The sequence below is a fragment of the Priestia sp. P5 genome (genome assembly GCF_029522155.1).
Lineage (GTDB): Bacteria > Bacillota > Bacilli > Bacillales > Bacillaceae_H > Priestia > Priestia megaterium_E.
Genome location: NZ_JAKWFJ010000001.1, coordinates 2,792,806 through 2,814,211, shown reverse-complemented (window position 1 = coordinate 2,814,211; position 21,406 = coordinate 2,792,806). Strand labels below are relative to the sequence as shown.

At 38.4% G+C, this 21,406-nt stretch carries 20 protein-coding genes; 15 read left to right on the top strand and 5 right to left on the bottom strand.

Annotated elements, in window-relative coordinates:
* Nucleotides 1–633 precede the first annotated feature (633 nt).
* The 6 genes from MMB69_RS15040 to MMB69_RS15015 all read left to right on the top strand — a co-directional run bounded on the left by MMB69_RS15040 (nucleotide 634) and on the right by MMB69_RS15015 (nucleotide 7,264).
* Nucleotides 634–984: an ArsR/SmtB family transcription factor gene (locus MMB69_RS15040; protein ID WP_013056623.1), complete on the top strand. Its 351-nt coding sequence runs from the start codon at nucleotides 634–636 to the stop codon at nucleotides 982–984.
* 15 nt (nucleotides 985–999) lie between these two features.
* Nucleotides 1,000–2,298 carry an arsenic transporter gene (locus tag MMB69_RS15035; RefSeq protein WP_115653665.1) on the top strand — a complete coding sequence of 433 codons (1,299 nt, stop codon included), beginning with the start codon at nucleotides 1,000–1,002 and terminating at the stop codon, nucleotides 2,296–2,298.
* A gap of 265 nt (nucleotides 2,299–2,563) precedes the next feature.
* Nucleotides 2,564–4,717, top strand: a complete 2,154-nt coding sequence (locus tag MMB69_RS15030) for a DNA topoisomerase III (protein ID WP_221782704.1) — start codon at nucleotides 2,564–2,566, stop codon at nucleotides 4,715–4,717.
* A gap of 308 nt (nucleotides 4,718–5,025) precedes the next feature.
* The gene (locus tag MMB69_RS15025; protein WP_221782706.1) at nucleotides 5,026–5,493 is read left to right on the top strand and encodes a DUF6985 domain-containing protein; all 468 of its coding nucleotides are present in this window, start codon (nucleotides 5,026–5,028) and stop codon (nucleotides 5,491–5,493) included.
* A gap of 30 nt (nucleotides 5,494–5,523) precedes the next feature.
* Entirely contained in the window at nucleotides 5,524–6,675 is a 1,152-nt protein-coding gene (locus MMB69_RS15020) for a suppressor of fused domain protein (RefSeq protein WP_221782708.1), read from the top strand.
* Between the two features lie 190 nt (nucleotides 6,676–6,865).
* Nucleotides 6,866–7,264, top strand: a complete 399-nt coding sequence (locus tag MMB69_RS15015) for a PaaI family thioesterase (protein ID WP_221782710.1) — start codon at nucleotides 6,866–6,868, stop codon at nucleotides 7,262–7,264.
* Between the two features lie 4 nt (nucleotides 7,265–7,268).
* Here the strand turns inward: MMB69_RS15015 and MMB69_RS15010 are convergent, their stop codons facing one another.
* Nucleotides 7,269–7,898 (bottom strand): NUDIX hydrolase, encoded by a 630-nt coding sequence (locus tag MMB69_RS15010; protein WP_221782712.1) that lies wholly within the window; start codon nucleotides 7,896–7,898, stop codon nucleotides 7,269–7,271.
* Nucleotides 7,899–8,035: 137 nt separating this feature from the next.
* Between MMB69_RS15010 and MMB69_RS15005 the strand changes: the two genes are divergently transcribed.
* The gene (locus MMB69_RS15005; RefSeq protein ID WP_277447925.1) at nucleotides 8,036–8,719 is read left to right on the top strand and encodes a DUF421 domain-containing protein; all 684 of its coding nucleotides are present in this window, start codon (nucleotides 8,036–8,038) and stop codon (nucleotides 8,717–8,719) included.
* A gap of 239 nt (nucleotides 8,720–8,958) precedes the next feature.
* Here MMB69_RS15005 and MMB69_RS15000 read toward each other — a convergent pair whose 3' ends face one another.
* Nucleotides 8,959–10,476, bottom strand: coding sequence for an alpha/beta hydrolase (locus tag MMB69_RS15000; RefSeq protein ID WP_221812858.1), 1,518 nt, complete (start codon nucleotides 10,474–10,476; stop codon nucleotides 8,959–8,961).
* A 255-nt stretch (nucleotides 10,477–10,731) separates the two neighbouring features.
* Here MMB69_RS15000 and MMB69_RS14995 point away from each other — a divergent pair, with 255 nt between their 5' ends.
* The 4 genes from MMB69_RS14995 (at nucleotide 10,732) to MMB69_RS14980 (ending at nucleotide 15,954) form a co-directional block, all read left to right on the top strand.
* Nucleotides 10,732–11,643, top strand: a complete 912-nt coding sequence (locus tag MMB69_RS14995) for an AEC family transporter (protein ID WP_025752008.1) — start codon at nucleotides 10,732–10,734, stop codon at nucleotides 11,641–11,643.
* Between the two features lie 125 nt (nucleotides 11,644–11,768).
* On the top strand, nucleotides 11,769–13,268 hold the full coding sequence (gene zwf / locus MMB69_RS14990; protein WP_264409093.1) for a glucose-6-phosphate dehydrogenase: 1,500 nt from the start codon (nucleotides 11,769–11,771) through the stop codon (nucleotides 13,266–13,268).
* 148 nt (nucleotides 13,269–13,416) lie between these two features.
* Complete coding sequence (locus MMB69_RS14985) at nucleotides 13,417–14,472, top strand: tartrate dehydrogenase (RefSeq protein ID WP_264409094.1); 1,056 nt, start codon at nucleotides 13,417–13,419, stop codon at nucleotides 14,470–14,472.
* 273 nt (nucleotides 14,473–14,745) lie between these two features.
* Nucleotides 14,746–15,954, top strand: coding sequence for an MFS transporter (locus tag MMB69_RS14980; RefSeq protein ID WP_264409095.1), 1,209 nt, complete (start codon nucleotides 14,746–14,748; stop codon nucleotides 15,952–15,954).
* A gap of 118 nt (nucleotides 15,955–16,072) precedes the next feature.
* Here the strand turns inward: MMB69_RS14980 and MMB69_RS14975 are convergent, their stop codons facing one another.
* On the bottom strand, nucleotides 16,073–16,396 hold the full coding sequence (locus MMB69_RS14975) for a winged helix-turn-helix transcriptional regulator (RefSeq protein ID WP_014460492.1): 324 nt from the start codon (nucleotides 16,394–16,396) through the stop codon (nucleotides 16,073–16,075).
* A 362-nt stretch (nucleotides 16,397–16,758) separates the two neighbouring features.
* On the opposite strand from MMB69_RS14975, the gene MMB69_RS14970 reads away from it, so the two are divergent.
* From MMB69_RS14970 to MMB69_RS14960, 3 genes are all read left to right on the top strand, one after another.
* Nucleotides 16,759–17,502, top strand: coding sequence for a GTP cyclohydrolase II (locus tag MMB69_RS14970; RefSeq protein WP_013056667.1), 744 nt, complete (start codon nucleotides 16,759–16,761; stop codon nucleotides 17,500–17,502).
* Nucleotides 17,499–18,590: a bifunctional diaminohydroxyphosphoribosylaminopyrimidine deaminase/5-amino-6-(5-phosphoribosylamino)uracil reductase RibD gene (gene ribD / locus MMB69_RS14965; protein WP_277447921.1), complete on the top strand. Its 1,092-nt coding sequence runs from the start codon at nucleotides 17,499–17,501 to the stop codon at nucleotides 18,588–18,590. The genes MMB69_RS14970 and ribD overlap by 4 nt, the downstream gene beginning before the upstream one ends.
* A gap of 427 nt (nucleotides 18,591–19,017) precedes the next feature.
* Nucleotides 19,018–19,893: a helix-turn-helix domain-containing protein gene (locus MMB69_RS14960; protein ID WP_014460489.1), complete on the top strand. Its 876-nt coding sequence runs from the start codon at nucleotides 19,018–19,020 to the stop codon at nucleotides 19,891–19,893.
* Nucleotides 19,894–20,198: 305 nt separating this feature from the next.
* Here MMB69_RS14960 and MMB69_RS14955 read toward each other — a convergent pair whose 3' ends face one another.
* Both MMB69_RS14955 and MMB69_RS14950 read right to left on the bottom strand, forming a co-directional pair.
* Nucleotides 20,199–20,345: a hypothetical protein gene (locus tag MMB69_RS14955; protein ID WP_013056671.1), complete on the bottom strand. Its 147-nt coding sequence runs from the start codon at nucleotides 20,343–20,345 to the stop codon at nucleotides 20,199–20,201.
* 12 nt (nucleotides 20,346–20,357) lie between these two features.
* Complete coding sequence (locus MMB69_RS14950) at nucleotides 20,358–20,582, bottom strand: DUF3892 domain-containing protein (protein WP_221782725.1); 225 nt, start codon at nucleotides 20,580–20,582, stop codon at nucleotides 20,358–20,360.
* Nucleotides 20,583–20,686: 104 nt separating this feature from the next.
* On the opposite strand from MMB69_RS14950, the gene MMB69_RS14945 reads away from it, so the two are divergent.
* The gene (locus MMB69_RS14945) at nucleotides 20,687–21,367 is read left to right on the top strand and encodes a class I SAM-dependent methyltransferase (protein WP_221782727.1); all 681 of its coding nucleotides are present in this window, start codon (nucleotides 20,687–20,689) and stop codon (nucleotides 21,365–21,367) included.
* Nucleotides 21,368–21,406 lie beyond the last annotated feature (39 nt).

The window sequence follows — 21,406 nt, the reverse complement described above, 5'->3', positions numbered from 1 at the left end:
AACTAAATGAATCCAACCTAAAGATGAACAAATGAGATACATGAGCTGAACCGCTTATGACACCGCAGTTGATTTCCGTGCAAGGCTTCGCTTTCCGCGGGTGGGCGATGAGCGTCCTCGTCGCTTGCGCTCCTACGGGGTCTCATCTGTCCCGCTTTTCCCGCAGGAGTCTTGGCCTTGCCCTTCAATCAACTGCTAGAAGGAACGAACCAGATGAAGCAGTATTCACCATAACCAAAAAAACGAACCACTCATCGAACATGTTGATCAATGGTTCGTTTTTTACTTGGGCTAAAATACTTTGTCCCAGCCTCTTTTTGTGACAAAGTTTAAATGAAAAGACAGCTTAACGAGAATTAACGAGAATTCATGAATTTCAAAAAGATAAGACAGGAAAAAGGACAGTTGGGGGAGCTGCCAGGATGAATCTTATGATAAAAATTGTCAACTATATAAATTACATCTATTAAAAAACAGCCTAAGAATCAGACCTAGTTATTATTCTTCATAGTTCATCCATTGCATTTTGCTAGAAGAGTTGTAAATAATATATAAATCAATTATAGTAATGAAGCATTAATACATAAGCCCATTATTATACATCAGCTGAAAGGGAGTAGGAGGTGTTCATTAATGAGTACAAAATCTATAGATAGTATTGAAAAGGCAGCCCAAATCTTAAAATTGTTGGGGGATAAAACAAGGCTTTCGATGGTGAAATTAATAGAGAACAATGAATGCTGTGTGTGTGAGTTCGTGGATATCTATCAAGCTAGCCAACCTTCAATTAGTCAGCATTTACGAAAATTAAGAGATGCTGAGCTTGTGAAGGAAAGAAGAAAAGGGCAATGGGTTTTTTATTCTCTTAATAAAGAAAGCCAGTACTATGAGTTTGTTCTAGGTATACTTGAATCTGTACCAAGTCAGGACGAACGTTTAAAAGAGCTAGAAAAACAAGGACTGCGTATTAGTTGTTGTGAATAATTGGAGGTTTAAACAGTGGCATCGGTTGTACTAGCATCATTGATTTTTTTAGTAACACTAATTTTTGTCATTTGGCAGCCGAAGAATTTATCAATCGGCTGGTCGGCTTGCGGGGGAGCTATCCTTGCTTTACTGGCAGGCGTTGTTGATTTTCAAGACGTTCTTGAGGTAACCAGCATTGTGTGGAATGCGACTCTTACGTTTATTGCTATTATTATTATTTCTTTAATTTTAGATGAAATTGGTTTCTTTGAATGGGCAGCGCTTCATATGGCTAGAGCTGCAGGAGGGAATGGCGTGCGTATGTTTGTCTACGTATCTCTTCTTGGAGCCGTTGTAGCAGCGCTATTTGCTAATGACGGAGCAGCGTTGATTTTAACACCCATTGTTTTAGCCATGGTTCGGGCATTAAAGTTCGACGAAAAAATGGTTTTTCCGTTTATTATCGCAAGTGGATTTATTGCGGATACAACTTCGCTGCCGCTTGTTGTTAGTAACTTAGTGAATATCGTATCGGCCGACTTCTTTGGTATTAGCTTTTCTGAATTTGCATCCCGCATGATTGTTCCAGATTTGGTTTCTCTGTTTGCAAGTATTATGGTCTTGTATGTGTATTTCCGCAAAAGAATCCCTAAGAAATACAATGTAGCAGATTTGCAGAAGCCAGTGGATGCCATCAAAGATGAAAAGATGTTCCGGCTATCTGGAATTGTCTTAGTTTTGTTAGTACTAGGCTATTTAATTGGAGAATTCTTTAGCGTCCCTGTTTCGATCATCGCAGGTATTATCGCTATCCTATTTTTGATGATGGCAAAAAAAAGCCGAGCGGTTCATACAAAAAAAGTGCTAAAGGGAGCTCCATGGGCGATTGTCTTTTTCTCTATCGGCATGTATGTCGTTGTATACGGCTTGCGTAATGCTGGTTTAACAGAAATTCTGGCTGACGTGATCCAAGCAACAGCCAGCCATGGACTGTTTGCAGCAACAATTGGTATGGGATTCACTGCGGCTATTCTTTCATCGATTATGAACAATATGCCAACCGTTATGATTGATGCACTGGCAATCGATGCAACACACGCAGCCGGAACGATCAAGGAAGCGCTCATTTATGCAAATGTTATTGGATCAGATTTAGGCCCGAAGATTACTCCGATTGGCTCTTTAGCGACGCTTTTATGGCTTCATGTTCTGTCAACAAAAGGCGTGAAAATTTCCTGGGGAACGTATCTTAAAACGGGTATTATTTTAACGATTCCGACATTGTTTATTACGCTTGTTGGTTTGTATATTTGGTTGGTGATTATTTCATAACGCGTGTTAAAGGAGATTTGTTTTAGTCGATATGATAATCGCTGTTATCAGAAAATTTCAGATGTGTATCGAAGCTGTAGAAAATAATCTACAGCTTTTTTTTTGAAAAGGTATAACGGACACTGACACATTTTTAAAATGAGATACGTATTTCTCATCTAAGCTACTTTTTTCCCCATTCATACTCCAACAGCTCTTTCTATGATAAAATAATAAAACTGACTAAGTTTCACATGGAAATTTGAAATGTAAGGTGATTAAATACATGAAGTTAATTATTGCAGAAAAGCCGGATCAAGGATCGACGCTCGCTTCACAGTTTAAGCCGAAGCGTCACGACGGCTATTTAGAGATTCCACCGAATGAAGTGTTTACAGACGGAGCATATGTAACGTGGGCAGTGGGGCATTTATGTCAGCTTGTAAGTCCGGAAGATTATAAGCCGGAGTGGAAAAAGTGGTCAATTGACACGCTGCCGATGATTCCAGACCGTTTTCAATATGAAGTGACGCGCTCAAAAGCGAAGCAGTTTCAAGTGGTAAAAAAGCTGCTTAAAAAGCCGACGGTCACAGAAATTATACATGCGGGAGATGCGGGGCGGGAAGGAGAATTAATCGTCCGTAATATCATCCAGCTCTCAGGTGTGCATAAGCCGATGAAACGGTTGTGGATTTCTTCTTTAACACCAAAAGCCATTTATGATGGATTTCAACAGTTAAAAGACGAAAGCGACACGCGCAACCTTTATTATGAAGCATATACAAGAGCATGTGCGGATTGGGTCGTTGGGATGAATGCTTCACGTGTGTATAGCATCTTGTTAAAAAAGCATGGCATGTCAGATGTTTTTTCAGCAGGACGCGTGCAGACACCAACGCTTGCTTTGATTGTAAAGCGTGAAAAAGAAATTGATAATTTTAAATCAGAGCCTTTTTGGGAAGTGCTTGCTAAGTTTGATATTGAAGGAAAGAAATATGAAGGCAAATGGCATCAAGACGGAGAATCACGTCTTAAAGAAAAAGAAATGGCGTATAAAATTGCTCAGTTTTGCGAAGGAAAAGACGCGGAAGTTCATGAACTCGTAACGGAGCGAAAAGAGTTTCAGCCGCCTTTGTTATTTAACCTATCATCACTTCAAGCAACCGCGAATAAAGCGTTTAAGTTTTCTCCTAAAAAGACGCTTGATGTGCTGCAAGGGCTGTACCAGAAAGGAATTGTTTCTTATCCGAGATCAGACTCAAACTACGTAACAGAAGGTGAAGCAGAAACGTTTCCTGAGATTTTAGAAAAGCTGAGTGCTTTTTCTGAATACGAACATTTATTTCCGCTTCCTTACTCTTCAATTCTAGGAAATAAACGCTATGTAAATGCAAAAAAAGTAAGCGATCACTATGCGATTATTCCAACAGAACAAGTGAAGGACCCTAGCAAACTGTCAGGAGATGAACAGAAAATTTACGACTTAGTCGTAAGACGGCTAATTGCGGCACACTACGAAAAAGCGATTTTCGACTACACAACGATTACGACACTCGTGGAAAAGCGAGCAGCTTTTATTTCAAAAGGAAAGCAGCAAATTCAAGAAGGCTGGCGCAAAGTAATTTTTCAAAATGAGAAAGATGACGACGTTATTCTTCCTAATGTTCAAGAAGGCGAAGAAGGAAAAGTTATTAAAGTAGACGTAAAAGAAGGTAAAACACAGCCTCCAAAACGCTACACCGAAGGTCAGTTGATTACACTGATGAAGACAGCTGGTAAGCATTTAGATAATGATGAGCTGGAGAAAATTTTAGCAAAATCAGAAGGTTTAGGAACGGAAGCTACGCGTGCTGGAATCATTACAATGCTTAAAGACCGTAAATATATTGATGTGAAAAAAAACCAAGTATTTGCGACTGATAAAGGAAAGGTATTGATTGACGCGATTGGCGATAAAATTTTAGCTTCTCCAGAAATGACGGCTAAGTGGGAGCAGCGTTTAGCTGAAATTGGTGAAGGGACAGCATCAGCCGGTGCCTTCATGGAACAAACAAAAAAGCTGTCAGCTAAAATTATCGAAGATGCTGTCGAAGCAGAAAGTAAGTGGAACTTCAGCGGATACGACACTGAATCCATTCAGCGAAAAGGCAAGGGCAAAGGTAAAAGCTTTTCTTCCAAATCGTTTGGTTCGTGTAAGCTTTGCGATGGAAAAGTAGTGGATAAAGGCTCATTTTACGGATGCTCAAACTATGCAAAAACAAAATGCACGTTTACCGTATCGAAAAAGATTTTAGGTAAAACAGTCACTCAAGCTAATTTAAAAAAGCTGTTGAGCGAAGGACAGACAGATTTGATTGAAGGGTTTAAAAAAGGAGACAAGACCTTTAACGCCAAGTTAGAATGGAAAGAAAACAAAGTACAGTTTTTGTTTGAAAAATAGAGGCTAGGACAAAAGTCGGTCAATAAAAAAAGGTTCTATTCATCGAAGTCGGATGAGTAGAACCTTTTTTCGTATTTTAGGCTAGTTATGTTCTCATCTCTTTCTTATAACTGCGCAGAATTCCATTTAACTATCAAGTAAATCTTAAGCAATTTATTAGCGAGATCGAAGTTTGGTATGATAAAGACGCTAAATATTCTCAAAGAAAAAATGCAGTAACTAAGACAGCGGGTAAGTAGAGTTGCTGAAGCTTCACCTGCCTTTAGACAAATGAGGTTTACTAATAAACAAAAAGAGGAGATTTTAAAATGATGATAAACGATCCAATTTTTGGTGAACTTGAGTATGAATATGGTTGGATAAAGGATACGACTATTCGTTTTTTGGGAAAAGAAGTTCAGATAACTTTGATGATTGATGGGGAAGAAGAGGGCATGTTTGATGAAAATCAGTATACCGCATATCAATCATTCATAAAAAATTGGGATAACTTACAGCCAAGTCTCTTGCAATCAATAATAGACTATTATAATCAAAAGCAACATGAACTAGGCAATGATAGTGGATTAAATGAACATTACCCCTTAATTAAAACAGCGGATCAAGTACTAGACATGATAACTTTAGATGGGATTGTTGTTCCATATGCGGATATTTTTGAAGGGCGAGATATTACAATGACATTTAATTGTACATGGGATATGGAAAATGGCTTAGGGATTAGGCTATTAAATGAAAAAGTAGTGAAAGTAGGCTATCAGGATATTGCAATTTAAATAGAACTACTCGCTAGGAGGTAATGAGGAATGGATAGTAATTTAGTTGCAAAAGAAATTCGTTCGTCTATAAAAAAAGGCGATATTGAAAAGGTAGCCGAATTAATCGGATTTAATCCTGAACGATTAAATATGATGACTCCTTTCGGAACCTGGCTTCATGTTGCAGCTTCTAGAGGAGAGTTAGATATTGTTAAGAAACTAATCGAACTCGGTGCAAATGTTAATGTACTTGGAGGAGTGTATGGTGGTGGAGCGTTGAACGAAGCTGCTTCTGCAGGTCATATTGATATAGTCAGGTATCTATTATCTTGTGGAGCAGATATGGATGTAAGTGATCCAGAAAGAAATCCATTGTTTGGTGCAATTAGTAATGGTCATGCTACTATTGCAGAACTATTAATTGAAAGTGGTATAGATACGAATATTAAATATAGTGGTGAATCTATGAGAGAGGTAGACGCATTGACTTTTGCAAAGGAACAAGGCCAAAAAGAAATTGTTAAATTGTTAGAAAGTCAGGGAAGGCTCTCTACGGGTGTAACTACAACGAACCATACTGATCAGGACCGTCATGTTGAGATTTTAAATCATATTACGAAACACTTCGGTCCTATTGAAAATACTATAAGTGAAACTGTTCCAGGTAGTAGAGTATCAGTTACTATTCACATAATTCCTCCGTCAACGAATAAAGATTTCGTCACGCTTGTAACTACCGGTATGAGTGATGAACCTATGGATTATTCAGATGAAGAAAGAACATTTAAGTATGCAGAGTTGCTACTAAAATTACCTTCAAGTTGGATAGTCGAAAAAGATAATATGCAAGACCAAAATCATTCTTGGCCCTTTGGATGGTTAAGGAAAGTGGCTCATATTCCACACCTTTATGATGGATGGCTTGAGGAAGGAGTTATTCTTCCAAATGGAGAACCTCCTCAGCCATTTGCATCAAATACAAAGTTATCATGCGTAATGATCTGTCGTCCTCAAGAGTCCGGACTGGCTAACGTCCATACTAGAGATAAAGACATAAATATGTATACACTTGTTCCTATCTATGAAGAAGAAAGAAAGCTTGCATTGGAAAAAGGGTATGAGTATCTGCTTGAAAGAATGAATGAGAAAGGAATCACCGATGTTTTGGATATAAATCGGATAAATGTTGGTATGCAATAAGACTTGTTAATCCGGGTAGCTTTTTACAATCACCCGTATGGAAAGAAAACAAAGTACAGTTTTTATTTGAAAAGTAGAGAAATAAAAAGCGTTTGCTAAAGAGCAAGCGCTTTTTGCATGTGAAGAAACAGGATTTCTCTAGCTTTTCTAGAATTTCTTACATAGTTTATTTATGCAAAGGATGAGATTAATGAAACGAACTAGTAAAGGGATGATTCCGTTTTGGGATTATATTGGCATTGAAGAAACGCTGCTTGAAAAAGGATATGCGGAGTTAAAAATCACGATTCAACCCCAGCTTCTGCAAGGAAGAGGAACGGTTCATGGAGGCGTTATTGCAACGCTTATCGACGCGGCGGTTGGTTCAGCTGTGCGGTCTTCTCTTTCTGAGGAGGAAAGCGCCAGTACAGTTGAGTTAAAAGTAAACTACACAAGACCAGGAATAGGCGATTATTTAGTTGCAAAGTCTACACTGTCTCACCGCGGCAAAACGCTTGCAGTTGGAGAAGTGAAAATTGAAGACAGCAGCGGCAAGCTTGTTGCGCTTGGCAGTGCAACATATATGATTTTTTCAGCAGAAAAAGCTTAGGATTCTAAGCTTTTTTTGCTGAATGGAGCTGCTGACTAATGAATGCAATGATCGTTTCATAGTAAGCTTCGGGATGAGGAGCAAATTCACTTTTGTGTGCTATACGGTGAATAGGCTCTTTTTTATTTGTTATCCCTTCAACGATCAGTTCTGTTTGATTTCCAAGCCACAGTTCGCAAAAGTGAGAAAAAGGCGCTTTTACAAGTCCTGATACTTCTTCTTGCTGCAACGTAAACGCACTAAAAGAGTGAGAGCTGTAGTATAAAAATACGTGTGCGAATTCTTTGTCAATATAGTGCGGCTGAGCTACTTCGTATTTAAAGACATCTAAAGGAAGCAATTCATCAAATGAAATGTTGACGCCGAGCTCTTCTTGAATTTCTCTTACTCCATTTTGAACGGTTTCTGTATGAAGCAAATGTCCGGCAGCTGTGATGTCAAGCGCACCGGGATAATCTTGTTTTTGTTCGCTGCGAATTTGAAAATAAATATAGTCTGTATCATTTTCACGGCTGATAAACCAGCAGTGAAACGCTTGGTGCCAATAGCCTTTTTCATGAACTTCTTTGCGAGACGCTGTTCCTATGCGCTGCTGTTGGTCGTTAAATACGGTTAACACTTCATCATTCATCATAAAACCCCCATTTGTTTCCTCCTTCTACTCTAACCTGCCGTGAAAGGTATGTAAATAATGGAAGGTGAAAAGCTGCTTCGATACATATAAATATGCACAAAATAAAAGATACATCAATTTTAGTAAAGAAGGTGCTTATGGTGAATCATTGGATAGAAGTAGTACTTCGTTCAGTGCTGATTTTACTTGGTTTGTTTTTTATTACAAAGCTGTTGGGAAAAAAACAGTTATCCAAACTTTCTTTTTTTGAATATATCGTTGGTATTACAATTGGAGATATTGCGGGAACAATTTCAATGGATGTAGATTTACAGGCAAGTCACGGGGTAGTCGCGATTTTAGTGTGGGCATCGTTTCTTATTTTTGTATCAAACGTATCGTTAAAAAGCATAAGCTTTCGAAAAGCGGTGGAAGGGACGACAACGATCCTCATTAAAGAAGGAAAAATTCTTGAGGGAAATGTAAAAAAAGAAAAATATACAGTAGATGAGCTCATGGAGCAGCTTCGCAAAAAAGACATCTTTTATGTGGAAGACGTAGCTTTTGCTATGCTTGAAACCAACGGCGAATTAAGCGTGCTGTTAAAAAAAGAAAAGCAAAACGTTAGGAGAGAAGATTTATTAATAAAAGGAGAGGCGACACAATTACCTCAAACGATTATCATGGACGGAAATATAATGAAAGAAGCCGTTCATGAGCTAGGGTATAGCGTAGCATGGGTTAAAGAGCAACTCCAAAAGAAAGGTGCTGCAGTCGATAAGGTATTTTTAGGTCAAGCAGACTCAGCAGGTCATTTGTATCTTGAATATTATGAAGACTGAGTATGGGACAAAAGCATTTTCCCCTAAGTGAAAAACGAACCACTAATCAACATGTTTGATTAGTGGTTCGTTTTTTGTGATTGTGAATATAGTTTTATCTGTTTCGTTCCTTCTAGCAGTTGATTTCCGTGCAAAGCGAAGCCTTGCACGGAAATCAATTGCGGTGTAATAAGCAGTCCAGTTCATTTATGTCTCATTTATTCGTCTTTAGGTTGGATTCATTTAGTTATGTCTCAACCTCAGCGAGGATCTACTTCTTGCCCAGATTTTATGTCGATTACTTTAAGGTTATTTTGAGGTGCTTGAATATCTTTACTTGCAGGCGCTGATTTTTTATTTTCCACCCAGTCTACTAACAAATCAAAAGATTGATGGGCATATGGAAGCAGAGGCTGAAGCTCTTGATTTGGATCCGTTTGTTTATTCCATACTAAGCTGTCAACGTGATTTCCGTTTTTAACGGTATAAAGACGATGAAGATTTGCCTTGCCAGCTTTTTTAACGAGTTTTTCATAGCCTTCCGCGTGAATAGACGGAAAGATAAGTGAGTCAAGAGAGCCGGTCATACTAATAAGAGGTACATCGATATCACCCGTATTTTCTACTTTTGCTACATTTTCTTTTACGCTTTTTGGACGGGTTTGATAGCGATAATTTTCAAAGATGTAGTCCCATGAACGGTCGCGTAGGCCTGATGAAGTAAAGTTTAAATAGTTGTGCCAGTTTGTTCTTCCAGGAGCAGTTGGATCAAAGTGATCACGGTAAATGTTTAATGTGACCGCCCAGTACACTTGATCATGATAATTCCACAATTTTTCTGATCCTTTCGGAAGACCTGCTTTGTACATTTGTTTCATGGCTTTTTTCTGTTCTTTTCCCGTTCCGTACAGCGCTTCTTCTGCGTTGTTGACAACAGGTGTTAGTGAGCTAATTAAATTTGGCGCTTTTGAACTCCATAATACGCCTTCCCAATCGACGCCTCCATCAAATAAACGAGGCTCTTTTGTTTGCTTTGGATCATCGTGCTCAAGTGCGTATCTGACAACGTACCCACCGTTTGAAATGCCAATTGCATACGTTGGTACTTTATGATCGTTGCGAATCAAATCGCTTGCAGGGTTTTTTCGATTAGACGGACTGATTAGTTTGTCTGAGTAATGAGTAGTCAGATATTGCTGTGCTGCTTTTGTCATTTGACGATAGCGCATATTCCATTCTGCTACGCTGTCGTCATCGCTAGCAAGCGCATTTTTTACTTTAGCAAAAGGATCGTTAGGGTCACTTTCCCCTTGCGTTCCTTTATCAATCGCGGCAAACGCATAGCCTTTTTTAAGAACGTAATCGCTGAACAATAAATCGGTGGACGTTTCGTTGCGCGTAGCAGGAATGCCGGCTACCACAAGTTTTCCGTTCCAGTTATCAGGAACACGGATGACGAACTGAGCGTCTTCAAAAATTCCATTTACTTGCGTTCCTTTAACCGCAGCGGGCTGATTGATTCGATACCAGCCTGATTCACTTTCAGCTTTTCCCCAGTTATAAGGAGTAAGCCCGATGTTTCCATAGAGCGTAGCCAGCTGATATTGAGCCGGGTTTTTAGTCGTCAGCCAATTCCCGTTCGCTCCGTCAAAATAGGTTTCTGCTGACTGATCAGCATTTGGAATGGCATCTGTTTTGTTAGCAGCTTCAGCAAGAGATCCTGAAGCGGAAAAACAAAGAGCAGCAGAAAAAGTAAGCGCTATCATTTTTCGTTTCACGTTTCTTCCTCCTCATGAAAATACTCATACCTTTTAAGTAAATTCCATAAAAAAGAAAAATGTCCTGTTTTAAAATCAGTTTTGGGGAAGTTTTTTCGTTTGTTTTTAAGCTGTTTCTGTCTAACAAACAGGTAAACTGCATCCAATTCTCTAGTTTCTTTTTAAGCTGCTTATATTATAATGAAAAAAGGATTAAAAAAGACAGGGTAAAACAATCGATTAAATAAGTATAAAAGAGGTTAAGGGAGTAGGTCTATGAGTAGCTTTAACAGTCAGTTTTTGTATTCTGTTACAATCATTCTATTAGGATACATACTAAAACGAACAAACCTTCTTCAGCAAAAAGACGGGGAAGCTTTAGCAAGAATTATTTTTAATATTACAATGCCTTGCTTGATTATTGTTACATTCAGCAGCATTAAAATTGACGGATCGCTTATTTTACTATTAGTTATTGGAATTGTCTATGGCTTGCTGTTAGCTGCTGTCGGAATTTTTGTTTTTCGAAAAGATGAGCGAAAAGTGAAAGGCATGCTGACCATGATGATTCCAGGTTTTAATATTGGAATGTTTGCTTATCCATTAGTAGAAGGCATCTGGGGAAAAGAAGGGCTTAAATATTTTGGTATGTTTGATGTCGGAAATGCTTTTGTTATTTTTGTTTTATGCTATGTAATTGGCAGCTACTACTCTGGGGATGATATTGACATTGAATTTAAAAAGATTTTATATAAAGTATTAAAATCAATGCCGCTTCTTACCTATGTAATCATTTGTCTTCTGGCGATTATAGGCATTCATTTACCATCATATGTATTAGACGTTTCAGGCATTATCTCGAAAGCGAATATGCCGCTTTCTCTTTTGCTTTTAGGCGTATATTTAAATTTTTCATTCCAAAAAAGCTATTTGAAAAAAATTATCATGTTCTTAAGCATCCGCTACGTGATTGGACTTGGCGTAGGAATTGCGCTGTTTTTCTTGCTTCCATTTGAAGATATGTTCCGGTATACAATCTTAGTTTGCTTCATTCTACCAGTAGCGGGGTCCGTTTTACCTTACGCAGTAGAATTCAAATACGATCAAAAATTTGTCGGCACCGTGTCCAATATGACGATTCTGCTGAGCTTTTTGCTGCTGTGGGGAATGACAAACATTTTAATGTAAATAACAGAGGACGCTCGCATTTGTGAGCGTCCTTTTTGATGAAAAAAGGATATTCCCAAATAAACAGAGGTAAGCTAGGAGAAGAGAAAATCCATCATACATGCAATCTGACGGGAGGAAAAAACGTGGAGTCCTTAACTTTTGTTTTATTTGGCGCAACGGGTGATTTAGCAAAAAGAAAAATCTTTCCCGCTCTTTATAATTTATTTACAGACAAAAAGCTCCCTGATGCTATTTCTATTATTGGATCAGGGTACGAGCAGCTATCTCATGAGGATTTTAAAGAGCGTGTAAAGCAATCTATAAACGATTTTTCGAGACGGAAAATGGAAAGTAACGAGGAAGATTTTTTGTCGCTGTTTCATTATCAAGCAGTAGACGCAAGCAAAACGGAAGATTACAAACAGCTATTAAAGGTTGTGAATGAGCAAGAAACAACTCATGGAAGTAAAGGAAATCGTTTGTTTTATTTGTCCGTAGCACCAGAATACTTCGATGTAATTGCTCTGCATATAAAAAAAAGCGGCTTGGATCAAACTGGAGGCTGGAAGCGTCTAATGATTGAAAAGCCGTTTGGACATGATCTTGCTTCAGCAAGGGAGCTTAATGAAAAGCTAAGCAGTACGTTTAAAGAAGAAGAAATTTATCGAATTGATCATTATTTAGGTAAACCAATGGTGCAAAATTTAGAAGCGCTTGAATTTACGAACCCCGTACTGCAATCATTGTGGAATAACAAACACATTGCAAATGTCCAAATTACGGCAAGTGAAACAGTCGGTGTTGAAAATCGTGCAGGGTATTATGATCATACGGGGGCCATACGCGACATGATTCAAAATCATATGCTGCAGGTTCTCATGATGACAGCTATGCATCTTCCAAAACGAATTTGCTCAGAAAACATTTTAGAAGAAAAGCAAAAAGTAATGGAGTCACTGAGGAAAATTCAAGCGGAAGAAGTAGCTCGCGATGTTGTACGAGGGCAATACGGAAGCGGAGAAATCGATCACAAATCTGTTAGAGGATACAAAGAAGAGCCTGGCGTAGAAGCAGACTCTAAAAATGACACGTTTGTAGCCGCTCGCTTATGGATTGATAATCCATTTTGGAAAGGTGTTCCTTTTTATATTCGAACGGGCAAACGAATGAAAGAAAAATCAACTCGTATCGTCGTAGAATTTAAAGATTCTTTAAAAGGTCTGTATGAAACTCCTTATGACAAAGTAGCACCAAACTTATTTATTATTGAAATTAGTCCAAGCGAAAACGTCGCTTTGCAGCTTAACAGCAAAAATCCATTAAAAAATGGTGTTATTGAGCCGGTTCGTATTACGTTCTCAAGAGAAGAAGAAAGTGTGCCAGAAGCATATGAACGAATTATTTACGACGCATTAATCGGCGACTCCACATTTTTTGCCCATTGGAAAGAAGTAGAGCTATCTTGGCAATGGGTGCAGCATGTATTAGATGCATTTGAAGCTGACATGCTGCCGCTTTATGAATATCCATCCGGCTCACAAGGTCCTGAAGAAGCACAAAAATTAGTTGCACAAGAAGGCTTTAAATGGTGGCTCGATGACGATGAACATGGGGAAGCACCTGGAGTGTTTTTGCCGATTTAATAAAGACATCTCTTTTAGAGGTGTCTTTTTCATACTTTGTATATTCTGAATTTTCTTGAGGCTCTTATGTTCCCTGCGTATAATCAAAAGAGTAGATGCATGAAGTATTGTGTAAAGATTAATATAAAAAGACGCAGGGGGATTTTTGATGAAAACGTTAAAAATAGCGAACATACCAGGAGATGGAGTAGGAAAAGAAGTTGTGCCGGAGGCGGTTAGAGTCCTTCGTACGATTGCAGATCTTCACGGGGGATTAAAATTTGAATTTACAGAATTTCCTTGGAGCTGTGATTATTACTTGAAGTACGGCCATATGATGCCGGAAGATGGGCTAAAGCAGCTTCAAGACTTTGACGCAATTTTTTTAGGAGCCGTAGGAAATTTAAATCTTGTGCCAGATCACGTGTCGCTATGGGGTCTGCTCATTAAGATTCGTCGAGAATTTCAGCAGGTAATTAATATTCGTCCAGCCAAGAGGTTAAAAGGCATTGCATCTCCACTAATGAACCCAAAAGATTTTGATTTAATTGTTGTTCGTGAAAATAGTGAAGGAGAATACAGTGAAGTAGGAGGCCGGATTTATCAAGGAGAAGATCAAATTTCTATTCAAAATGCGGTTTTTTCTCGAAAAGGAACAGAACGAGTGATGCGCTACGCATTCGAATTAGCTTCTAAAAGAAAAGCAAAAGTTACAAGCGCAACGAAGTCAAATGGAATTGTTCATTCCATGCCGTTTTGGGACGAAGTGTTTCAAGATGTTGCAAAGAGTTATCCTCATATTGAAACAGACTCACAGCACATCGATGCGCTGGCCGCTTTTTTCGTTACAAAACCAAGTCGTTTTGATGTAATTGTGGCAAGTAATTTATTTGGAGATATTTTAACAGATATCGGAGCTGCTATTATGGGGAGTATTGGCGTTGCTCCTGCTGCAAATATTAATGTGAATGGAAAACATCCTTCGATGTTTGAACCGGTACACGGGTCTGCTCCTGATATTGTCGGAAAAGGAATTGCAAACCCAATCGGACAGATTTGGACAGCCAAAATGATGTTGGATCATTTTGGTGAACAAGAATTAGGCAGTCATTTGTTAGAGGTTATTGAACAAGTGACGGAATCTGGCATCATTACACCAGATGTTGGAGGCAGCGCAACTACTAGTGAAGTAACGGATCAAATTATTTCTCATTTAAAAAAGTGACGCTTCTAAAAGAGGCTGAGATAAAAGTAATGTAGTTGAAGGAAAATCCGAACGATTAATCGTTCGGATTTTTTCATTGTGGTGGTGAATGTAGGTTTCATTTATCGATTTGTTTCTATAGAAAAATGGAATCGATAAATACATGTTGACACTTACATATATGAACCCTATAATAGTTTGAGTTGATATAATTCGTATACATATTATTTCCTGACTATGCTTTAGTTTGTTTTAATAAATAGGTACGAATGAAAAGGTAAAAGGAGGAAAATCATGCAGAAATCGAAATTATGGACAAAAGATTTTTTAGCGGTCTCATTGACTAGCTTTTTTGTTTTTGTCATTTTTTATATGTTAACTGTCACATTGCCGCTGTTTGCAACGGATGAACTTCATGCAAGTAAGCAAAGCTTAGGGCTAATTGTGACAATCTTTTTAGTGTCCGGCATTGTGTTCAGACCGCTAGCCGGTAAGTGGATGACAACATTAGGACAAAAGAAAGTCCTATTAATAGGTGTCTTTATCTTTTTAATTGGTTCTATTTTATATATGAATATTCACTCATTATCTGCGCTGATGCTGCTGCGTGTGCTTCATGGTATTGGTTTTGGAATGAGCACAACTGCTACAGGAGCAATTGTTGCAAATGTAATCCCAGAACAGAGAAAAGGCGAAGGGATGGGGTACTATGCGACGTTTATGAACTTAGCAATGGTAGTAGGTCCGTTTGTAGGCTTAACGTTAACAAATACTTTGGGTCATACAGCGGTCTTTACCGTTGCGGTTGTATCTTCTGTTTTAGCAGTATTATGCAGTCTAGTACTTCGTATACCTGAGGTGCAAGCTTCTTCTGCAACAAATGAAATACAGCCAGCTAAAGGTCTTGCGGCATTTTTTGAATACCGTTCGCTGCCTATTTCTGTTGCTGGCCTTGTGGTAGCTTTTTCATATGCAAGTGTTATTTCGTTTGTGTCTATTTATGCAAAAGAAATGGGCTTTACGCAAGCTTCAAGCTTTTTCTTCGTTGTATACGCGGTGTGCTTATTAGCTTCTAGACCTTTTACCGGAAAATGGTTTGATCAATACGGAGAAAACAGCGTGGTATATCCGTCCATTTTATCTTTAGCTATTGGTATCTTTTTGCTTAGCCAAGCGACAACAAGCTGGGTGTTTTTATTAGCTGGAGCATTGATTGGGTTAGGCTTTGGAACGATTACATCAAGTTTTCAATCCATTGCTGTAAAAAAAGCTTCTCCTCATCGCCGAGGTGTCGCCACGGCTACGTTTTTTGTGTTTTTTGACTCTGGAATGGGATTAGGGTCCTTTTTATTAGGTATTTTATCTACAGCAGCCGGATATAAAGGAATGTATGTATTCTGTTCTATTGTTGCTCTTTTAGCTATAGCAGTATATCTTGTATTGCACGGCCGAAAAAGCCAGAAACAGCGCATTATTTCTCAAAATGAATCATTAGGAAAATAACATAAATAAAAAAAGGCGTGCTCAAGGGGAGCATGCCTTTTTTATTTATGGAGCTCTAAAGAAAACGGCTGTGAGCATATCGATATAGAAGCCCTCCTGATTTCTTTAGAGATTTCTTTTATTCCACTTCTTCTTTTGTAATCCACTCACTGGACCATGTCTGAATTTCCTGAATTACCGGCGCCAGTGCTAATCCTTTGTCGGATAACGAATACTCAATTCGAACAGGAGTTTCCGGAATAACCGTACGAATGACGATTCCTTCATGCTCTAATTCTTTTAAGCGCTCGGATAAGAGCCTTCCGCTTACTGGAAGTGCTTCTTGCATTTGAGAAAACCGTTGTGAGCCGGAAAGCAGCTGAAAAATGATCAAACTCGTCCAACGTTTCGTTAGTATAGTAACAGCCTTTTCAAAACGCGGGCAGAGTGCTAAACCGTCCATGTTATTACCTCCATTCTCTTCCTATATTATAAAACAAAGTCGGCATTTTATCTAGTGTTATGTAATTTAATTACTTAAAGAATATAAATTACTTTACGTTTTTATATTTTAATTATATAATTTATATAATTAAAGAAGTTAATTACTAAAAGTAACTAATAGAGCATAAAAGCTTTACAAGATAAATGTATCGTCATATAATACTTTAAGCAAGTAAAGTTACTTACTTTTAGTAAGCTGATACATCAATTAAAAAAGATAAATGTAGTGAAGTGCTAGAAAAAATATTTGTTCATGTGAGAGATTGAGCACAATGTGAAAATAGTAGATAAGTGAAAGACACATAAGAGGAGGAAATGACTGTGATTAACGAAAAAGTTGTTTCAATTTTAAAAGATAAAATTAACGTAGTAAAAAATGATGATCATTTTATTTATATAGTAGGACCTATCACGCTTCCTGTGAATCTAGATGGCGAGACACAAGTATTTAGTTGGTATTCATGGCTGCGTTCTGATAATGTAAAAGAAGGATCTTTAAGTACGGAAGAGCTTATTGAAAAAATGCAAGGAGCTAATTTAGCTGACATGCAGCAATCGAGTGTTCTTGTGTACGGAGATTTTCAAGAATCGCATGAGGCACTCATTCGTATGCACAGTATCTGCCATACCGGAGATATATTCGGAAGCAAACGCTGCGACTGCGGTTTTCAATTAAAACAATCGATGAAAATGATCGTCGAAAATGGAAGCGGAGCGCTATTTTATTTAGCAAATCATGAAGGACGCGGCATTGGCCTATTCAGCAAAGCAATGGCATACGTTCTTCAAGAAAACGGATTTGATACGGTAGAGGCGAATGAAGGGTTAGGATTTGAAGATGATACTCGCAGCTATAGTGATGCCATCAGCGTGTTAAAAGTGCTGCGTCAAAAACCGGTTACGCTGATTACCAATAATCCGAAAAAGCTAATCGCGCTTGAGAAAAACGGCGCACTTTTATCAGGGCGCGTTCCACTTTGGGGAGATGTATCTCAGTTTAATGAAAAGTATTTAGATACTAAAGTTAAACGTTCAGGACACTTAAAAGAGGAGGTTCTTCTTTGATCAATCACGAATTTTATATGAACATAGCTTTACAAAATGCAAAAGCAACAAAAGGACAAACAGAGCCAAATCCGCTTGTAGGATCGGTCATTGTAAACGATAATCGAATCGTTGGAATTGGTACGCATTTAAAAGCTGGCGAACCGCACGCTGAAATTCACGCGCTGCGAATGGCTGGTGAACAAGCAAAAGGAGCGACTGCTTACGTAACGCTAGAGCCTTGTTCACACCACGGACGTACAGGTCCTTGTGCTGAAGCGCTAGTTGAAGCCGGTGTAAAAAAAGTGGTCATAGCAACTTTAGACCCCAATCCTTTAGTAGCAGGTAATGGAGTTAAAATTTTAGAAAACGCAGGCATTGAGGTCATAACAGGTGTATGTGAAGAAGAGTCACGTCAAATGAATGAGGTCTTCAATAAGTATATTGTAACGAAGAAGCCGTTTGTTTCATTAAAGTCAGCGATTACGTTAGACGGTAAAATAGCAACTGCTTCTTCTCACAGCAAGTGGATTACGTCTGAGGAAGCTCGTTTGGATGTACATCAGCTGCGTCATGAAACAGCGGGTATCTTAGTAGGGGTGAACACGGTCATTAAGGACAACCCCGAGCTGACAACTCGCATTGAAGGCGGCCGAAGTCCAATTCGCATTGTGATGGATTCGAAGCTGCGCATGCCGCTTGCTTCGAAGCTAGCAACTGATTCTTTAGCTCCAACGTGGGTATTTACAAGTCAGAACTATTCAAAAGAAAAAAAAGAACAGCTCGAAAAGCAAGGCGTCGAAGTATTTGTCACAAGCGGTGAGGACAAAGTAAATCTTGAAGATATGCTTTCTATACTAGGTGAGAAATTCGTGTCGTCTCTTTTAATTGAAGGAGGGGGCGAAGTGAATGCCGCATTCCTAGAAAATCGTTTAATTGATAAACTGGTGCTGTACATGGCACCAAAGCTTTCAGGAGGAAAAGAGGCTCCTACTTTCCTAGAAGGAAAAGGCGTAGAGAAAATGTGGGATGCAGTGGACGTCGAGCGTCTTTCTGTGACCTCCATTGGCAAAGACTTTAAATTTGTTGGATATCCTGTTTATAAATAAAAAATGTGAATGAGACTGTAACAAAAATATGCTAGTTGAAGGAAGATCCGAACGATTTATCGTTCGGATCTTTTGCTGTTATGGTGAACATAGGTTTCACGGATGCAGGTGCTTTTGCGATTGATTGGAGGACAAGGCGAAGCCTTGCACGGAAATCGACAGCGATGTAGCAAGTGATCTATATTAGCTTATTCATCCTATTTGTTCGTCTGTAGATTGGATTGATGGAGCTATGTCGCAATCTCATTTTTTAGAGAAGAGAAATAATACACTATTTTACTCTTATAGATTAATTTGCTATTATAGGGAATGGTCAATTTCGAAACATTGTATAAATTTTTAACGTGTTTACAGTTGACTATCTAAATAAAAGCACTATATGTTTATAGAGAGAATATATTATGTGAAAGTAAGGGTGAGAAAAGAGATGAGAGAGTATAGAATTGGGAGTGTTATGAGAGACCTTCGCAAAATGGCAGGGTTGACACAACAAGAATTATCAAGAGACATTTGTACACAAGCGCAAATCAGCAAAATTGAAAACGGTGAAGAATATCCATCAAGCATTACCCTCTATAAAATTTCTAAGCGCCTTGGCGTAGATGTTAACTACTTTTTTGATAGTGTAGAATCACCTCGACTTGATTACGTAGATGCGGTTCAATCGTTAATTCGTCAATATATTCGTCAGAGAGATTATGATGCTATTCATAATATCATTGTAAAAGAAAAAGAAAGTCCCCTGTTTCAAAACCCGCTGAACAAGCAATTTTTAATGTGGCACGAAGGTATTTGCGTGTATTACATTCATCACAACAAAGAAGATGCGCTGTCTAAAATGTACCAAGCGATCGAGCTTACTAAACAATCGGCAACATTTTATAAGGAAAGAGAAATTGAAATTTTAAATAGCATTGGGATTATTCTTTATGAAGAGAAAGAGTATGAACAGGCTCTAGATACATATCAAACAGCACTCAAAAGCTTAAATGAGCTGCCCCAAACAAAAGATGAAAATATAAAAATTAGAATTTTAAATGCACTTGCCAAAACGCTTGGAGATATGAGTAACTATGATGAATCACTAATATATAGCAATCGAGGAATCGATTTGTGCATTAGTAATGAATCAATGTATTTATTTGGAGAACTTCATTACCAAGCAGGAGAGAGCTTAATCAAGTTAGGTAAAATTGAACAAGGTAAAGAATATATGGAAAAGTCTATGACCATTTTCACCCTGCAACGAAATGAGCGATTCGTCAAGCTAGTAGAAAAAGAACTTGAAGCTCTATTTGTTTAAAATATTCCTATCATTATAATTTTTGAGAAATTTCTATTAAAATGGAGGAAATCCATGGTTTTAAGGCGATAAATGCTGATAGAAAGGAATTCATCTACTTTTATCCTGTGATACACTAGAGTCAAATCAAAGAAAGAGGAGGAAATAATTATGAAAAAAGTATTAGTCGGTATGGCATTAGCGTTTACATTAGTAGCAGGTGTTGCTTCAGTTGGAACAAGCGTAGCAACAGGAGATTTTTCAACATTAGGTCTTCCTAGCCAACATTAATAAGAAAAAGCCGTGCTAAGAAGCACGGCTTTTTCTTATTGTGTTTTACTTGACTGATCCTTGTTGCGTTTGTTTCCTTTTGAATTATCCCCGCTTGAAATTTCTTCACCCATTTCTACAAGGTGGTGCTGCGTTTTTGGATTACTTTGATTAGCGCTTCCTTTGTTATTCTTTTTAGTCATCTTCATTCTCCTTTAAAACGATGGCAATGCATCGAGGTTATTTGTTTTGTCATGATCAGGAATGCTGCGAATATACGTACCGCCGTCTTTCCCTACAAAGGTACTCACATGCTCAACGTCCCCGGCTTCTACTTTCTTTAACGCTTCTTCATAGGTTAAAACGTCTCCTGAAGCCGTTTGGAATTCTAAGAGGTCCCCGTTTGCATTTTTACGTACTGCAACGAAACGTTCTTTCATACAAATAAACACCTTCCTTTACATCTATATGGTTGCTGAAATAGTCGTTTTTATTCATTATAAAAAGTGATAAGGTAAAGAAAAGAGTGCAAAGGGGATAAAAAATGACAACATTTAATTGGCATGTTCAAGCTCAAGACGAGTGGAACCAAAAAGTATCATTTTGGAATAGCCGAAGTGAAGAAATGTGGAAAAACGGAAGCCGCAAAACAGTGATTCCATTTATTCAAAAACATCTTAAATCAGGTGGTATGGTGGCAGACGTGGGCTGCGGTGATGGGTTTGGAACGTCTCTTCTAGCTGCTTCTGGATATAAAGCAATCGGTCTTGATTTATCGGAAGAAATGATTCAAAAAGCATCCCAGCTGCATAAAAGTGAAAATTTGTCGTTCGCTCAAGCTGATATTATGAAGCTTCCGCTGTCTTCTGAATCAGTAGAAGGGGTTATGGTAATCAACGCCCTAGAATGGACGGAGCACCCGCGATTAGCTTTGAAGGAATTGCACCGAATTGTAAAGCCAGAAGGATATGCATGTGTAGGTATTCTTGGGCCAACTGCTCAGCCTCGTACCAATAGCTTTCGACGATTATACGGTGAAGACGTTATTTGCAATACGATGATGCCCTGGGAGTTTGAACAGCTTGCAAAAGAAAATGGATGGGAAGTAATCGATGGCGAAGGTGTATATAAGCGAAATGTTACTGATAAGCTGATTGGACACCTCCCAAATGAATTAAAGCAAGCCTTAACGTTTCTATGGCTATTTATGCTCAAGAAACAATAAAAACAGCACACCTCTCCTTATATGTAGCTGTACAAAGGG

Coding starts and splice junctions, on each gene's coding strand:
- MMB69_RS14960 (WP_014460489.1), top strand. CDS start 19,018: ATGAGAGAGTATAGAATTGGGAGTGTTATGAGAGACCTTCGCAAAATG.
- MMB69_RS14985 (WP_264409094.1), top strand. CDS start 13,417: ATGAAAACGTTAAAAATAGCGAACATACCAGGAGATGGAGTAGGAAAA.
- MMB69_RS15010 (WP_221782712.1), bottom strand. CDS start 7,898: ATGATGAATGATGAAGTGTTAACCGTATTTAACGACCAACAGCAGCGC.
- MMB69_RS15005 (WP_277447925.1), top strand. CDS start 8,036: ATGGTGAATCATTGGATAGAAGTAGTACTTCGTTCAGTGCTGATTTTA.
- MMB69_RS14945 (WP_221782727.1), top strand. CDS start 20,687: ATGACAACATTTAATTGGCATGTTCAAGCTCAAGACGAGTGGAACCAA.
- MMB69_RS14995 (WP_025752008.1), top strand. CDS start 10,732: ATGAGTAGCTTTAACAGTCAGTTTTTGTATTCTGTTACAATCATTCTA.
- MMB69_RS14980 (WP_264409095.1), top strand. CDS start 14,746: ATGCAGAAATCGAAATTATGGACAAAAGATTTTTTAGCGGTCTCATTG.
- MMB69_RS14955 (WP_013056671.1), bottom strand. CDS start 20,345: ATGACTAAAAAGAATAACAAAGGAAGCGCTAATCAAAGTAATCCAAAA.
- MMB69_RS14950 (WP_221782725.1), bottom strand. CDS start 20,582: ATGAAAGAACGTTTCGTTGCAGTACGTAAAAATGCAAACGGGGACCTC.
- MMB69_RS15025 (WP_221782706.1), top strand. CDS start 5,026: ATGATGATAAACGATCCAATTTTTGGTGAACTTGAGTATGAATATGGT.
- MMB69_RS15020 (WP_221782708.1), top strand. CDS start 5,524: ATGGATAGTAATTTAGTTGCAAAAGAAATTCGTTCGTCTATAAAAAAA.
- MMB69_RS14975 (WP_014460492.1), bottom strand. CDS start 16,396: ATGGACGGTTTAGCACTCTGCCCGCGTTTTGAAAAGGCTGTTACTATA.
- MMB69_RS15030 (WP_221782704.1), top strand. CDS start 2,564: ATGAAGTTAATTATTGCAGAAAAGCCGGATCAAGGATCGACGCTCGCT.
- MMB69_RS15040 (WP_013056623.1), top strand. CDS start 634: ATGAGTACAAAATCTATAGATAGTATTGAAAAGGCAGCCCAAATCTTA.
- MMB69_RS15015 (WP_221782710.1), top strand. CDS start 6,866: ATGAAACGAACTAGTAAAGGGATGATTCCGTTTTGGGATTATATTGGC.